Genomic DNA, 15,308 nt, shown 5'->3' on the forward strand with positions numbered 1-15,308 from the left:
TTTTATAGCACAGCGAGAGAGCGCTCTCCCGAGGGCTCCCCCGAGGTCGGCGGCTCCGTGCCGAGGAGCACCGCGGCGCTCAGCGGCAGGTCGGCGGCCGAGCGTCCGGCGAGCACCGTGAAGGCGCCCTCCTCGGCCCGCCAGGCGTGGTGCTCGGCCGACCAGTGCCGGAAGGCCCGCGCCGGGACGTCCACCGTGACCTCGACGACCTCGCCCGGCCCCGCGTCGGCGAGGGCGTAGCCGGCCAGCCAGCGCGCGGGACGGGTCACGCCCGTCTCCGGCCGGGACAGGTAGACCTGGACGACCTCACGACCGGCGCGCTCGCCGGTGTTACGCAGCCGTACCCGGACGGGCAGCGGGCTCCCCGGGGAGACGTCCCAGGGCACGGAGAGGTCCTCGTAGGACCAGGACGTGTATCCGAGGCCGTGCCCGAACCAGTACGCCGGCGGCTCGGACCGCCGCAGCCAGGCGCGGTAACCGATGTCGAGGCCCTCGGTGTAGGCGAGCGTCCCGTCCCGCGGGACGGTGGAGACGAGCGCCCTGTCGGCCCAGGTCGTGGGCAGCCGGCCCCCGGGTTCGGCCCGGCCGAACAGGACGTCGGCGAGGCCGTGCCCCGCCTCCTGCCCGGGGAACCAGCTCAGGAGCACGGCCGGCACCTCCTCGCGCCACGGCAGGACCATCGGGCCGCCGGAGTTGACGACCACGACGGTCGCCGGGTTGGCCGCGGCCACCGCCCGGACCAGCTCGTCCTGGCGTCCGGGCAGGTTCAGGTGGGTGCGGTCGGCGCCCTCGTTCTCGATCTCCTCCGTGGAGCCGACCACGACGACGACGGCGTCGCAGGTGCCGGCGAGCTCGACCGCGGCGGCCAGCTCCACCTCGTCGGCGCGCCGGGGCGGGTCCGCGGCCAGGACCGAGGCGATCCCGCTGCCGGGGTCGAGCCGCCGCCGGGAGACGAGTTCCACGTCCCGGCCCGCCGTCACGGGGAACCGGGCGCGCCGGTACGGCGGGGACAGGTGCACGGTGGCGGGGTCGTCGGTGTCGCGCTCCACCTCCTCGTCGACCAGGACGTGGCCGTCCGCCTCCAGCCGGACGTGCCCCCATCCGGCGACGGCCAGCTCCCACAGGCCGTCCACCTCCGGCCTCAGCAGGGCGCGGATCTCGACGGTGGCGGCGGCGTCGATCCGCGCGGGTTCCAGGATGCGGCCGGTCAGCCGGTGCTCGGCGTGGATCTCGGCTCCGGTGCCGTCCAGCAGCCGGACCAGGACGCCGGGTTCGCCGGTCAGGGGGTCGCGGGCGTTGTCCGTGCCCAGCGGGGTCGGCCGGTCGTTGAGGTGCGGGCCGGGGCGGTGGAGCACCTCCGCCGTACCGGCCAGCGCCTCGCGGATGCCGTCGAGGGGGGACACGACGGACACGGGGTACACGCCCGCGCTGCCGCCTCCCTGGATCCGGGCGGTGGCGGCGTTCGGCCCGAGCACGGCGACCCTGCGCAGCCGCGCGGGGTCCAGGGGGAGCAGCGAGTCCTCGTTGCGCAGGAGGACGGTGCTCGCGGCGACGGCCCGGCGCAACAGCGTGCGGGCGGTCCCGTACCCGCCCCGCTCGCCGGCGTGCTGCCGTTCGGCGGGGCCGGGGAGGGCGGGCGGGGCGTCGGCGGCGAGGTCCAGCGCGCCGACCCGGGAGGCCAGCCGGAGCAGGCGCCGGACCTTGTCGTCGATCGCGGCCTCCGGCACCTCGCCCGCGCGCACCGCGGCGACCAGCGCCTCCCCCCAGGTGCCCTCCGGCCCCGGCATCGCGAGGTCCTGCGCGGCGCGGGCGGCGGGGCCGGTGGAGCGGACGCCGCCCCAGTCCGACACGACAACCCCGTCGAACCCCCACGCTCCCTTGAGCGGGTCGGCCAGGAGAGGGCTCTCCGACATCGTGGTCCCGTTCACCCCGTTGTAGGCGGACATGACGACCCAGACGCCCGCCTCCACCGCGGCCTCGAACGGCGCCAGGTACAGCTCGCGCAGGACCTGTTCGTCGACGCGGGCGTCGAGGGTGAGCCGTTCGGTCTCGGAGTCGTTGGCGACGTAGTGCTTGGCGGTGGCCGCCACCCCGCCCGCCTGGACGCCCCGGACGCAGGCGGCGCCGATCCTGCCGGTCAGCAGGGGGTCCTCGGAGTAGCACTCGAAGTGGCGCCCGCCGAGCGGCGAGCGGTGCAGGTTGAGCGTCGGGGCGAGCAGGACGTCCACGCCCTTGCGCCGAGCCTCGTCGGCGAGCAGCCCGCCCAGCAGTTCCACCAGGTCGTCGTCCCAGGTGGCGGCCAGTGCGGTCGCGGAGGGCAGGGTCAGGGAGGTGCTCCGCTCGTCCCATCCCTCCCCGCGCACGCCGACCGGGCCGTCGGAGGTGACCATGGCCCGCAGCCCGATGCCCGGCTCCGCCTGGGTGGACCACACGGTCGCCCCGGTGAGCAGCCGCACCTTGCCTTCCAGGTCCAGCTTCTCCACCAGCCGGTCGAGCTCGTCGATGCCCACGTGTGTTTCCCTTCGCTGTCGGAGAGCGCTCTCCAGTACGTCACGGCGATCCCGCGCTGTCAATGTCCGGCAGCGGACACGCCGCGGCTCACGTCGGGAAAGGCCCTGTCGAGAAAGCCCTTGCCGGGAGAGCCCCTGCAGGCAAGGTCCTCGCCGGGAAAAGCACGTGCCCGGCCCCGGCCCGCGGGTGCCGGAGTCCGGGGCACCCGGGGCCGGAGCCGGGCACATGCGGTCAGGGAAGCTCGAAGTTCTCCGTGAGGGCGGCGCCGCGGTGCGGCTTGTACAGGTCGTAGCCGCGCGGGTTGCACTGGAGGCCACCGTTGATGCAGTGGGTCACCAGGGCGTCGAGGATGGCGGGGTCGTCCCAGGCGTTGAAGAAGTCGTAGTGCCAGGTGTAACCGCGCCCGCTGGCCAGCCGCGCCTGCGACAGGTCACCGCTGGCGGGGAAGGCGATCTTGAACTCCAGCATCGGCACCGCCACCGGGTGGCTGGGCGGGCAGTAACCGCCGGCCGGGTAGGACATGTGGCTCTTGTGGTTGGCGCTGTCGAGGTTGACGCCGTCCCAGCAGCTCGGTGCCTGGTAGCGGACGTTCACCTGGCTGCCCGCCACGCAGGACGTCGGGATGTCCCAGCTCTTGGAGATGTCGCCGCACTCGAAGCCCTCGACGGCGCCCGGGGAGTCGCGGAACTCGGCCAGCGTCGCGGTCGGGCTGCCGACGACGAAGCGCAGGCCCTGCGGGAAGGGCTGCACCTCCCAGTAGTTGAGGATGCCGGACTTGTAGTAGATGACCTGGTTGCCGGTCGGCTCGATCAACTGGGTGCCCTTGTAGAAGCTCGGGAACCAGTAGGCCGACCTGTCGTGCGGGTTGGTGCACGAGGTGCCGCCGCCGAGGAGCGAGGACGACGTGCTGTGCGCGTTGGTCGTCCTGTTGCCGACGAAGGTGTGCATGTGCGAGGCGCCGGGCAGGCCGGGGTAGATGATCGGGTCGTCCGGCCGGTTCGCCGTCGGGGAGCAGTTGGCCTGGAACTCGTGGTGCGTCACCTCGTCGGTGAACGTCGGCTTCGGCCTCGGGGTGACCGGGGAGCCGCCGGTGCCGTACACCTTGAACTCCCACAGCGAGTAGCCGTAGCCGGTGCCCCGGGCGGTGCCGTGCATCCGCACGTACCGGCCCGAGCCCGAGACGTTGAGGGTCTGGGTGCCGCCGGTGCCGGTGGTGGTGGAGTAGACGTCGGTCCAGGAGGAGCCGTCGGTCGAGGTCTGGATCTTGAACGACCTGCCGTACGCGCCCTCCCAGCTGAGGACTACCCGGGAGATCGTCGCGGTGGCGCCCAGATCGACCTGGAGCCACTGCGGGTCGGCGGCGGCGCTGGACCACCGGGTCCCGTTGTCGCCGTCGAAGGCGGCTCCGGCGCCGTAACCGCCCCCTTCCGAGGAGGAGGCGGTCGCGGGCCGGCTCTGGGAGATCAGGCCGTCCGCCGCGCCGGCGGGGGAGATGATCGCCAGACCGGCCGCGACCAGCGCGGCGAGGGTGGCGGCGACCAGTCCCAGGCGGAACCTGACTGGACTTCGGGATGGGCGCATTGCCTCTCCTTCAGTGGGGGGTGGCCGTTGGGAACGGCACAGGGAGAGCGCTCTCCTACGAGGTTGATCCTCCCTGTTGCAAATTGTCAAGGCGACAGCCAACCCAATCTGAAACCCGCCGTTCATGTCGCCGACACGGGGACGCGCCCGCCTTCTCGCCGCGGACGCGTCGACGGACGTGCGAGAAGGTGGGCTTTGAAGGGATATGTCCGTTGAGGCGAGGTTTCGGGCGCGTGAGCAGCGCGTTTCGATCTCGCGAGAAGAAGGGCCTTGACACCGCTCGATCCACGGGAGCACCCTCGGTTACGGAGAGCGCTCTCCCCCCTCGCCGTCCCCTGGCGGGCATCCCCCTTTCGAGGAGAGATCGTGTATCCAGCTCGTAGTTCGGGCCGTTTCCGGTTGGGCCTGGTCATCGCCGCTCTGGCGGCACTGGTCCTTTCCGGGCCGGCATTCACCGGCCCTGCGGCGGCGGCCGACGGCCTGCTGTCGCAGGGCAAGACGGCGACGGCCTCGTCATCCGAGGGCGCCGGCTACGTCGCGTCGCTGGCGGTCGACGGGAACCCGGCGGGAACCCGGTGGGCCAGCGCGTTCAGCGACCCGCAGTGGCTCCAGGTCGACCTCGGCGAGACGGCCACGATCAGCCGGGTGGTGCTGACCTGGGAGGCCGCGTACGGCAAAGCCTTCAAGATCCAGGCCTCGGCCGACGGCTCCTCCTGGACCGACGTCTACTCCACCACCACCGGCACCGGCGGCACCCAGACCCTGGACGTGACCGGGTCGGGCCGGTACGTGCGGATGCACGGCACCGCCCGGGGCACCGGCTACGGCTACTCGCTGTGGGAGTTCCAGGTCTACGGCAGCACGGGCGACCCCCAGGAGCCGGAGGAGCCCGGCACCTGGACCGAGGTGTGGAAGGACGACTTCAACGGAGCGGCCGGCACCTCCCCCTCGGCCACCGACTGGATCCTGCGCACCGGCACCTCCTACCCCGGCGGCGCCGCGAACTGGGGCACCGGCGAGGTCGAGACCATGAGCGCCTCGACGGCCAACGTCTCCCTCGACGGCACCGGCAACCTGAACATCAAGGCGATCAAGGACGGCGCGGGCAACTGGACCTCCGGCCGGATCGAGACCCAGCGCACCGACTTCGCGCCGCAGCCGGGCGAGCTGCTCAGGTTCAGCGCCCGGCTCAAGCAGCCCGACGTCGCGAACGCCCTGGGTTACTGGCCCGGCTTCCGCGCGACGGGCGCCGCCTACCGGGGCAACTACACCAACTGGCCGTCCGTCGGCGAGACCGACATCATGACCGGCGTCAACGGCCGCGGCCAGCTGGCCAACACCCTGCACTGCGGCACCGCGCCCGAGGGCGTGTGCAACGAGTACAACGGCCGCACCAGCGGTTTCGCCACCTGCGACGGCTGCCAGACCGGCTACCACGAGTACGCGCAGGTCATCGACCGCACCAAGACCGACGAGGAGATCCGCTTCTACCTCGACGGCAGGCAGACCTGGGTCGTGCGCCAGAGCCAGGTCGGCGTCACCGCGTGGCGGGCGGCCCTGCACCACGGCTTCTACCTCCGCCTCGACCTCGCCATCGGCGGCTCGCTGCCCAACGCGCTCGCGGGAACCACGACGCCGACCGCCGCCACCACCTCCGGCGGCGTGCTCAGCGTGGACCGGATCTCGGTCGCCAGGCAGGCCGGCACCGTCCCCGCCGCGATGACCGACCCGGCGACCCCCGCCGGGCCGAGCACGGTCAGGGTGACCGGTTCGCAGGGCAACTGGCAGCTCCAGGTGAACGGCGCCCCGTACGTGGTCAAGGGCCTGACCTACGGCCCGCCGCAGGCCGCGGCCGACGGCTACATGCGCGACCTCAAGAACATGGGCGTCAACACGATCCGCACCTGGGGCGTCGACGACACCCACACCCCCGCGCTGCTCGACAGGGCCGCCCAGCAGGGCATCAAGGTCATCGTCGGGCACTGGCTCAACCAGGGCGCCGACTACGTCAACGACACCGCGTACAAGAACAGCGTGAAGAACGAGATCGTCGCCAGGGTGAACGCCCTCAAGGGCCGCCAGGGCGTGCTCATGTGGGACGTCGGCAACGAGGTCATCCTCACCATGCAGGACCACGGCCTGCCGGCCGACGTGGTCGAGCAGCGGCGGGTGGCGTACGCGAAGTTCGTCAACGAGGTGGCGCAGGCGATCCACGCCGCCGACCCCGACCACCCGGTCACCTCCACCGACGCCTACACCCACGCCTGGACCTACTACAAGGCCCACTCCCCCGCCCTCGACCTGCTCGCGGTCAACTCCTACGGCGCCATCCACACCGTCAAGCCGGACTGGATCAGCGGCGGGTACACCAAGCCGTACATCGTCACCGAGGCCGGGCCCGACGGCGAGTGGGAGGTGCCCGACGACGTCAACGGCGTCCCCGACGAGCCGACCGACCTGCAGAAGCGGGACCAGTACACCGCCAGCTGGAACGCGATCAAGGGCCACCCCGGCGTCGCGCTCGGCGCGACCGAGTTCCACTACGGCCTGGAGAACGACTTCGGCGGGGTGTGGCTCAACACCACCACCGGCGGCTGGCGCAGGCACGGCTACCACGCGCTCAAGGCGGCCTACACCGGGCAGCCCTCGGCGAACACTCCCCCGGAGATCACCTCGATGACGGTCGGCTCGCAGACCGCAGTCCAGGCCGGGAAGACCTTCACCGTCGAGGTCGCCGCGACCGACCCGAACAGCGACCTGATCCGCTACAACCTGATGTTCAGCAACAAGCACATCAACGGCAACCGCGGCTTCGACAACGTCAGGTTCGTCCAGACCGGCCCCGGCAGGTTCACCGTGACCGCGCCGGAGCAGATGGGCGTGTGGAAGGTGTACGTGTACGCCTTCGACGGGCACGGCAACGCGGGCATCGAGCAGCGGTCGTTCCGCGTCGTCCCGCCGACGGTCGCCGGGACCAACGTGGCCCTCGGCAAGCCGACCACCGCCTCCTCCTACCAGGCGACCGGCGACGGCGGCCCGTTCACCGCGAACCGGGCCACCGACGGCAGCTTCACCTCCCGGTGGGCCAGCGAGTGGGCCGACCCGCAGTGGATCCAGGTGGACCTCGGCGCGACCACCGCGATCAGGCATGTCCAGCTCGGCTGGGAGGGCGCGTACGGCAGGGCGTACCAGATCCAGACCTCCACCAACGGCTCGACCTGGACCACCGTCCACTCGACCACGACCGGCGACGGCGGGTTCGACTCCGTCGACCTCAACGCGTCGGCCAGGTACGTCCGGGTGAACCTCACCCAGCGCGGCACGGCGTACGGCTACTCGCTCTGGGAGTTCGGCGTCTACAGCTAGGCGCCGTGCCCGGTACGTCTTCGAACACGGCGGCGCGTCAGCCAAGCGTGTTTCGAGCACGGCGGCGCCTTCGCAGGCAGCAGGCGGGGGCCTCCTGCCCGCGGAGGCACGGCCCTTCCGAGATGCACGGGGACCCGGCCGGGAAGCACCCTTCCTGGCCGGGTCTCCGGGCTTTTACCGGGTCGGCATCCACCCCGGAGAACCTCCCGGAACCTTTTTCAGGATGAGCTGTGCGCGTCCGCTGCCACCAGCAGCCGCGCGGCGACGTCCGCGCCGTCGGTGCGCACCGCGCCGGAGAGGGACCGGGCACGGGCCGCCACGTCCGGCCGGAGGGTGTGACCGAGAGCCTCGGTCAGTGAATCCGTGGCCGGCGCGCCGGGCGCGTGCGCGGTCCCGGCTCCGAGGTCGTCGATTCGCCGTGCCCAGTAGTGCTGGTCGAACTGCTGGGGGATGACGACCTGGGGTGCCCCGGCTCGCGCGGCCGCGGTCGTGGTGCCCGCGCCGCCGTGGTGCACGACGGCGGCGACCCGCCGGAAGAGCAGCTGCTGGTTCACCTCCCCGATGGACAGGCAGTCGGGTTCGTCGTCCAGCGGCGCCAGGTCCGCCCACCCTCGGAGCACGACCGCGCGGCGGCCGAGCGCGCGGGCCGCCTCGATCATCGTTTTGACGAGGTCCTGCGGAGCGCGGATGCTGCCGAAGCCGAAATAGACGGGTGGCTCACCGGCGTCGAGGAAGGCCTCCAGCTCCGCGGAGAGCGGGCGCTCGTCCGGCAGGATCCAGGCGCCCGTCTGGACCACGTCCGGGTCCCCGGACTCGGGCCAGGGTCCCAGCGTCGGGTCGGCGGCCAGCCAGGGCCGGTCGGTGAACATGTGGCCTCGCACGTCGTCGACCGGGGCCAGGCCGACAGAGGCCCGATGGGAGTCGAGAGCGGCGCCGAAGACGCCGTTCCAGCGTTGTGCGTCCTGTTCCCAGAGCGCGCGGTTGTCGGCCGTGCCGTCCGCCGGTACGGCTCCCGGCATCGGCAGGGGCGGCGGCGCGTGATGCGGGGAGGGCAGGGCTGTCGGACAGTAGCCGGCGAAGACGTAGCGGATCCCCATCCGTTCAGCCACCGAGCGGGCGGCCACCACCAGGTATCCGCCCGCCAGGATGGCGTCGCAGCCTTCGGCCGCCGCCGACAGCGTCTCGAACTGGTCGGCGATCGAGGCCTCCACCATCCGGCGCCGCTGCTCGGGCGAGGGCGGGGCCGCCGCCGGGTCGGCCTTCCCTGTCGAGCGCAACTCGGGGCCGAGGGGGGTGAACGGGATCCCGAGACCGTCGATCCAGTCGCGGAAGTCGGGGGGTGCGCACACCCGGACCTCCTCGCCAAGCTCCCTCAACCGCACCGCCAGCGCCACCACAGGCTGGACGTCACCGCGCGACCCGATCGTCGACAGCAGAACACGCATCGAAACTCCCCCTCTTCGCTTCTCGCTCCTCGCGAGAGCCGCGGCCACGATCGGCCGGGGCATGGTCGACGTGAGCCGCACACGCGTCCATCCCCGTCCGCCGTGTGCCGGTTCGGCTCACGGCCCCGAATTCTGGACCGTCACCGGGGTCTTGCCGCAAGCCCCCCTGTCCGCTATACGTTGAAAGTGGCGAGGAGACCGGGTGTTTCCGTGGGCCTGACGCAGGGGTTCCTCTCACGAGGGTCCGGCGTGACCAGTACGGCCTTGACGTGGTGAAACATCGCTTTCAAAGCGGTTTTCAGAGCGCCCCGACGTTGTGAGACGCGGTTCCTAGAGCGCTCCGACGTACACCCAGTCGCCCGCGTGCCTGGCGAAGCGGCTGTGCTCCTCCATGTGACCCGCCTCGCCGCGCTCGACGTAGTGGGCGCGGAAGCGGACGGTGCCCTCGGTGTGGAAGGAACTGCCGCCGGTCGTCTCCAGCACCTCCAGGCGGGTCCACCGGACCGAGCCGTCGAGCTCGACAGCCGGTGGACGCGTCGACGGATGCCAGGTGCGGAGAAGATACCCGGCGTCCCCGACGCCGAAGGCGCTGAACCGCGACCGCATCAGCGCCTCGGCCGTCGTCGCGGACACCTCGCCGCGGTGCAGCCGCCCGCAGCAGTCCCCGTACTTCGCGGGCAGCCCGCACGGGCATGAGGTGTCGGGCGCGGAACGGGCTCGGGACCGTGGATCACGTCGTGGCACGTCCCCAGTATGCCCGCGCACTCCACCGGGCCCGTTCGCGGCGCCTCAGGCCCGGCCCGGTGACCTGATCGGGCCCGTTCTCGGGACTCACCTGACACAGGTGGGAGCGCCGATCGCCGTACTCGCCTTCGGCCCGGCGACTCGCGAGACATGCCCCACGACACACCTGGCGGGACCCGCGAACATCCGTGGTCAATCGTTGATTTTGAGGGTGGCGGCCACATGGTCGCAGGCCTGCCGGATTCTCACGTCATGCTCGTGCAGGAAGCAGTTCAGACTGACCCTGTCGCCGCCGCGCGTGTAGCCGTAGAGCGAGATGCTGCCGTCGGTACCGCCGAGGTCTTCGAATCTGAGCGCAGGCAGACCATCGATCTTCGTCTGCCGCCATGACATGCGCATCTCCTCGGGAAGGCCAGGGGGTTTCCGCCTGAGGTAGAGGTCGGTCGGCATGCCTTCTATCGGAGTGCTGATGCCGACCATGATCGGTGCGTTGTATTCGGCCAGGCTGGAATGGTTCAAATCGACACAATCGGCGGGTTGGTGCCGGCAGCGTTTCCAGGTCCACCCGGCGGGAGGTTCGAAGCTCGCCCGCCCGCCTCTCAACACGACCGGCGGCGCCGTGCCGGCCGCGACGGGTGTGGTCGCTGCCGTGGCAGTGGCGGAGGACGGGGCCGACGGCGTGACACAACCGGAAACCAGGGCGAGTAATGTCAGCCCGATCACTCCGGTCGCCACTGATGGTGCTTTTCCACGCATGAGGCCTCCCTTTTGCGGCATCACTCATCCACTTGGATGCACCGGAAACAGAAAAGGCCGTCTCCGTGACCCGGGAGATTTGGCATCGTGGCTTTCTCGTAACGCGAGGCGGGATGTCGGCGGTCAGATTTGCATGAGTCCTGGACCCGTCGCCCACCTGCCAGCCGAGGGACCGTTTCCCCTTTCCGTCTTACTCCTGTCGCGCCGTCAAGAAATTCCGGACCGCATCCGGCCCCATTCAGGAGTTCGCCTCTTGACGGAACAGCGGCCGAACAGGGAAAAACCCAAGATCATGACCCGGTCACCCCGCCCCCGGCGGTCGACGGCCCTTGCCCCACCTCCCGTTGTCCAGATCCCGATCCGGAGAGGTCAGTGGTCAGGCCAGAGCCCGGTAGCCGCCAGCGCCTCCTCCGGAGACGAGACGTGCCTGACGCCGGAGACCGGATGTCCCTCGTGGTCGAGGATCCGCCAGCCGCCGAGCTGGACCACGGGGACACGGCCGTGCCGCATCGCGAACGCCAGCTCGGAGAGGGTGCCCCACGACCCGCCCACGACGATCACGGCATCACCCGAGTTGACGATGACGGTGTTCCGCGCCTCCCCGAGACCTGTCGGGAGCACGATGGAGAGATCCGGATTGGCCTCCTCCATGTCCGCCCGGGACAGGATGCCGACCACCGTCCCGCCCGCCGACCGGGCACCGGCCGCCACGGCGGCCATGACTCCGCTGTAGCCACCACAGATCACCACCGCACCGCGCTCCGCCAGCAACCGGCCGACCTCGCGGGCGTTGGACGCGTCCTCACCCGTGCAGTCGCGCGGGCCGCACACCGACACCTGAATCGTCACGAGGGGATCCTGCCCGTGGGCGGCGACCACCGACCGGGAATCCCCGAGATGCCCGCAACGCTTGGCTGCGATCTCGAACAGGTGCACATGGCTGCGACGAACCCCTAAGGGCTGATCACGATGTAGATGCGGGCAAAGTACCAGGTCAGCTGCTTGAGCAGGAACCACGGCGCCTGGAGAACCCGGAAGAGGTCTTGGCGAGCGTATGACGGACGAAGCGGTCGGTGTTGGCCTGCAGATCGGCGTCGCGAACCGCGGCGCGGCCTTGGACGAGCACGGCCGCCGCCTCACCGGTGTAGGGCAGGGCGACGCGCGGGTCGCGGCGGGCGCGCTCTGCCTTGTCCGGGTACGTCAGGCCGGCGGTGATGCCCAGGGTGCCGTTCGCGCCGGCATGCAGGAGACGGGCCCGCTCGTCCTTGGTGAGCCCGATGCAGGAGCACACCAGCGCGTCTTGGAACGTGCTGGTGAGGGCGTCGGGCAGCGAATGCACGAGGAAGTGCTCCTGGGAGGCAGGGGAGAGGACACGCGGCGCCCCTGGGTCCGCAGATCTTCACAATGCGGATCGAGAGCATAGAGCAGATCCTCGCGGCCGATGCAGGGGTGAGCACGCCCCGCGCACCCTGGCCAGCCTGGCCAAAAGGGGCGACCTGGCCGACGTCCAAGGCAGGCGTACCGGGCGGAAGTAAAGGATTTATGAAACGGATCACACTCCAGTGTTGTGTGGAATTTTGCGTAGAACGCTTATATGCACCCGCGCTGCTGACGGGCCAATCAGCTGACCTTGACCCCTCTGACCAGCGCCTTACCAAAAAAGTACGGCAGTTGCACGCCGCCCAAGCCGCAGCCGCGGCTGCGGCTGCCGGGAGTTCTGGTACGACATATTGCTAAGCTCCCCTATAGGGGGATTAGCGGCGTTTCGCACGGAAATCGAACTTTCAGCGCGATCGATGCATTTTGCATGCCCGGGAAAGATCGGGACTACTCCCCCGGTGAGGCGAAAAGCGCACCCATATCAGCGGTATGGAAAGGGAACGTGTGAAACACGTCTACAAGGTTCTGGCCTATCTGATCGCCGTCGAAGTGGCCGTGCAGGCGGCGGCGGCGGTGTGGTTCGAGGCCGGGCTCAGCGTATTCATCGGGCAGGGCGGGGTGCTCGACAAGACGCTCGCGGAGAGCGGTGAGGTGCCCTTCATCGAGGTCTTCGGTTTGGTCGTGCACGGGCTCAACGGGATGTTCGCCATCCCGGCCCTCGCGCTGATCCTGCTGATCTGCTCCTTCTGGGCGAAGGTCCCCGGCGCGGTGAAGGCGGCCGGGCTGGTGCTCCTGCTCGTCGTGCTCCAGGTCACCTTCGGCATCATGGGCGGCAACATCCCGCTCATGGGCGCCGTCCACGGGATCAACGCGCTGCTCCTGTTCGCCGCGGCGCTGCACGCGGCGCGGCTCAAGGCGGCCGCACAGGTACCGGCCACGCGGGAAGCACAGCCCGCGGCCCACAGCTGACATGCGCAGGAGTCGTCTGGCCTTCGCGAGTGCCGCCACCGTGGCCGTGCTCGGGCCGCTGCTCTGGCTCTGGCAGGACAGCCTGATGCCGGACGCGTACTCGCTCACGGACATGGGGTACGCCGACTACGGCGGCGGGCCGGGCGGCTCCTCGGCCCACGGCGGGCACGCCGCCCATAGCGGGACCGCGCGTGACGTCACCCAGCTGGCCGCCGACGCCAAGCATCCGGCGGACGTCGCCGTGACCATGGTCGCCCGCAAGCAGCGGTTCCGCCTGCCGTCCGGCCGTGACTTCGACGGGTACACCCTCAATGGCGCCTCCCCCGGCCCGACCGTCAGCGCGGTCGAGGGGCAACTGGTCGAGGTCCGGCTGGTCAACGAGTCGGTGCCAGGCGGCATCACCCTGCACTGGCACGGCGTGGACGTGCCCAACGCCGCCGACGGCGTGGCCGGGGTCACCCAGGACGCGGTCGGCGTCGGCGAGCAGTTCACCTACCGGTTCGTCGCCGACCAGGCGGGCACCTTCTGGTACCACTCCCACCAGATGTCGCACGAGCAGGTGCGCGGCGGCCTGCTGGGGGCGCTCGTGGTCACGCCGGCCTCCGGTGCGGGCAAGAGGGTCGACGTCGTGGCGCTGTCCCACCTGTATCGCGGGGTGCGCACGATCAACGGGTACGAGGGTGACGTCCGCGTCGAGGCGCCGCCCGGCGCGCGGGCCCGGGTGCGGGTGATCAACACCGAGTACGGCGTCATGCAGGCCTGGGTGAGCGGCGCCCCCTTCCGGCTCGCCGCCGTGGACGGCACGGAGCTCAACGGGCCCGCGCCGGTGCGGGACACCGCCGTGGCGGTGGCCGCCGGCGGGCGGACCGACCTGGAGGTGACCATGCCGGCGGACGGCTCGCCGGTGCGGGTCCACCTCGGCGGGCCGGCCGGCGTCGTGCTCGGCTCGAAGTCGTACGACCTGCCTCCGCTTCCCCGCCCGGCGGCGACGCTGGACCCGCTCACCTACGGCACCCCGGCGCGGCTCGCCTTCGACCCCGCCGCGCCGAACCGGCGCTTCAACTACGACATCGGACGCCGCCCCGGCTTCCTGGACGGCGTCCCCGGACTGTGGTGGACCATCAACGGCGGGCTCTACCCCGACGTGCCGATGTTCCACGTGAGGGAGGGCGACGTGGTGCGGATGCGTGTCTCCAACCACAGCGGCGAGGCCCATCCCATGCACCTGCACGGCCATCACGCGGTGGTGCTCAGCCGCGACGGCGTGCCCGCCACCGGAAGCCCCTGGTGGGTGGACTCCCTGGAGGTCGGCTCGGGCGAGACGTACGAGATCGCCTTCGTCGCCGACAACCCGGGTCTGTGGATGGACCACTGCCACAACCTGCCGCACGCCTCCGAAGGACTCACCGCCCACCTGATGTACGAGGGCGTCACCACCCCGTTCACCGTGGGCGGCCCGGCGGGGAACGTGCCGGAGTGAGCTGTCATGGCCTTCAACGGTGCCCGCCACGGCGATGACCGCCGTGGCGGGTCCCGGCCGGCCCCGACCAATGGCCCTGGACAAGCAGATCACCAGCGCCCTGACGCGGCTACACGCCCTGCCCGGGTCGGCCTGACCGGCATCAACCGCTGCGACGACCTGGAGAGGCGACCCGCGGCCCGCGGAATCCCGCCCACCCGGCGTGACAGCCCGTGGTGATCACAGCAGGAAAACAACCTTCAGGCCGGACCTCCTCAACGACCAGATCAAGATCGAGTAGCGTCAGGGGCTGGCCCGGTGGCTTCTCCTGGCGATAGGGCCTGGGGCCTTTTCCATCTCGGCTAGCTGCTGGTGCTGTGACCGGAAACGTTCATCGGGGTGCACGGTTTTCACATGGGGGCGGGCCTCAACTTTTGACGGCCTCTGCGATCTGTAAGGCGACCTGGGCGGGCGTGAGGTGCGTGGTGTCGACGACTTCGGCCTCGCCGTGAAGCCACGTGCGGGCCGCCTCGGCGTAGGGCTCAAGGTATTTGAGACGGAAGGGGGAGGGGCCAAGAAGAGCGTCCCCCTCGATGCGCCCGCGGAGGGTGTCCTGGTCGGCGTGGAGGACGAAGTGCCGTACCGGAATGGCATGCTGGGCGAGGCCCGTGCTGATCTCGCGCCAGTACTGCTCTACCAGGACGGTCATGGGCATCACCAGAGTGCCGCCGGTGTAGTCGAGTACGCGGCGGGCGGTCTCGACCACGAGTGGCCGCCACGGCGGCCAGTGCTGGAAGTTGTCCGTCGCGGGCAGCCCCGGCGTGATGTCCATGAGTGTCTCGCCGACCTTCTCGGCGTCGAACACCCGTGAATCCGGGATCAGTTGCTGCACGAGCGCACTGGTCGTCGTCTTGCCCGCGCCGTGGGTGCCGTTGAGCCATACGATCACGGGACTCGATGCTAGTGGCGGGAAGGGAGCCGAGAAACAGGTCCTGGTGCCGTGGCGGATGGCATGGGCCACCTCCGGTGAACGTTTTCGGTCACAGCACTAGCGAACCTCAAAGACCATCCGCACCGCGCGCTGGCGCACTTCCTGC

11 protein-coding genes are annotated in these 15,308 nt (G+C 70.7%); 3 read left to right on the forward strand and 8 right to left on the reverse strand.

All coding sequences use genetic code 11. The features are described from left to right. Window positions 1-2: 2 nt before the first annotated feature. Window positions 3-2,510: a glycoside hydrolase family 3 C-terminal domain-containing protein gene (locus tag ACTOQ3_RS16015; protein ID WP_440084159.1), complete on the reverse strand. Its 2,508-nt coding sequence runs from the start codon at window positions 2,508-2,510 to the stop codon at window positions 3-5. Window positions 2,511-2,742: 232 nt separating this feature from the next. Beyond that, entirely contained in the window at window positions 2,743-4,092 is a 1,350-nt protein-coding gene (locus ACTOQ3_RS16020; RefSeq protein ID WP_440084160.1) for a DUF1996 domain-containing protein, read from the reverse strand. A gap of 366 nt (window positions 4,093-4,458) precedes the next feature. Here ACTOQ3_RS16020 and ACTOQ3_RS16025 point away from each other — a divergent pair, with 366 nt between their 5' ends. Further along, window positions 4,459-7,458: a discoidin domain-containing protein gene (locus ACTOQ3_RS16025; protein ID WP_440084161.1), complete on the forward strand. Its 3,000-nt coding sequence runs from the start codon at window positions 4,459-4,461 to the stop codon at window positions 7,456-7,458. 218 nt (window positions 7,459-7,676) lie between these two features. Here the strand turns inward: ACTOQ3_RS16025 and ACTOQ3_RS16030 are convergent, their stop codons facing one another. The 5 genes from ACTOQ3_RS16030 to ACTOQ3_RS16050 all read right to left on the reverse strand — a co-directional run bounded on the left by ACTOQ3_RS16030 (window position 7,677) and on the right by ACTOQ3_RS16050 (window position 11,742). Next, window positions 7,677-8,903, reverse strand: a complete 1,227-nt coding sequence (locus tag ACTOQ3_RS16030; RefSeq protein WP_440084162.1) for a glycosyltransferase — start codon at window positions 8,901-8,903, stop codon at window positions 7,677-7,679. A gap of 330 nt (window positions 8,904-9,233) precedes the next feature. Further along, entirely contained in the window at window positions 9,234-9,647 is a 414-nt protein-coding gene (locus ACTOQ3_RS16035; RefSeq protein ID WP_440084163.1) for a YchJ family protein, read from the reverse strand. A gap of 192 nt (window positions 9,648-9,839) precedes the next feature. After that, on the reverse strand, window positions 9,840-10,403 hold the full coding sequence (locus tag ACTOQ3_RS16040) for a hypothetical protein (protein WP_440084164.1): 564 nt from the start codon (window positions 10,401-10,403) through the stop codon (window positions 9,840-9,842). Between the two features lie 369 nt (window positions 10,404-10,772). Next, the gene (locus ACTOQ3_RS16045; RefSeq protein ID WP_440084165.1) at window positions 10,773-11,252 is read right to left on the reverse strand and encodes a TIGR00725 family protein; all 480 of its coding nucleotides are present in this window, start codon (window positions 11,250-11,252) and stop codon (window positions 10,773-10,775) included. Window positions 11,253-11,397: 145 nt separating this feature from the next. Next, the gene (locus ACTOQ3_RS16050; protein ID WP_440084166.1) at window positions 11,398-11,742 is read right to left on the reverse strand and encodes a hypothetical protein; all 345 of its coding nucleotides are present in this window, start codon (window positions 11,740-11,742) and stop codon (window positions 11,398-11,400) included. 530 nt (window positions 11,743-12,272) lie between these two features. On the opposite strand from ACTOQ3_RS16050, the gene ACTOQ3_RS16055 reads away from it, so the two are divergent. Then, window positions 12,273-12,752 carry a hypothetical protein gene (locus tag ACTOQ3_RS16055; protein WP_440084167.1) on the forward strand — a complete coding sequence of 160 codons (480 nt, stop codon included), beginning with the start codon at window positions 12,273-12,275 and terminating at the stop codon, window positions 12,750-12,752. Between the two features lies 1 nt (window position 12,753). After that, window positions 12,754-14,232, forward strand: coding sequence for a multicopper oxidase family protein (locus tag ACTOQ3_RS16060; protein ID WP_440084168.1), 1,479 nt, complete (start codon window positions 12,754-12,756; stop codon window positions 14,230-14,232). Between the two features lie 406 nt (window positions 14,233-14,638). On the opposite strand, the gene ACTOQ3_RS16065 is transcribed toward ACTOQ3_RS16060, so the two are convergent. Continuing rightward, window positions 14,639-15,160, reverse strand: coding sequence for an ATP-binding protein (locus tag ACTOQ3_RS16065; RefSeq protein ID WP_440084169.1), 522 nt, complete (start codon window positions 15,158-15,160; stop codon window positions 14,639-14,641). Between the last annotated feature and the right edge of the window lie 148 nt (window positions 15,161-15,308).

The sequence above is a fragment of the Streptosporangium sp. LJ11 genome (assembly GCF_051918945.1).
GTDB lineage: Bacteria > Actinomycetota > Actinomycetes > Streptosporangiales > Streptosporangiaceae > Streptosporangium.

Excerpts from the sequence above, each read along its gene's own strand:
- ACTOQ3_RS16020 (WP_440084160.1), bottom strand. The coding sequence starts at position 4,092 with ATGCGCCCATCCCGAAGTCCAGTCAGGTTCCGCCTGGGACTGGTCGCC.
- ACTOQ3_RS16030 (WP_440084162.1), bottom strand. The coding sequence starts at position 8,903 with ATGCGTGTTCTGCTGTCGACGATCGGGTCGCGCGGTGACGTCCAGCCT.
- ACTOQ3_RS16040 (WP_440084164.1), bottom strand. The coding sequence starts at position 10,403 with ATGCGTGGAAAAGCACCATCAGTGGCGACCGGAGTGATCGGGCTGACA.
- ACTOQ3_RS16055 (WP_440084167.1), top strand. The coding sequence starts at position 12,273 with ATGGAAAGGGAACGTGTGAAACACGTCTACAAGGTTCTGGCCTATCTG.
- ACTOQ3_RS16060 (WP_440084168.1), top strand. The coding sequence starts at position 12,754 with ATGCGCAGGAGTCGTCTGGCCTTCGCGAGTGCCGCCACCGTGGCCGTG.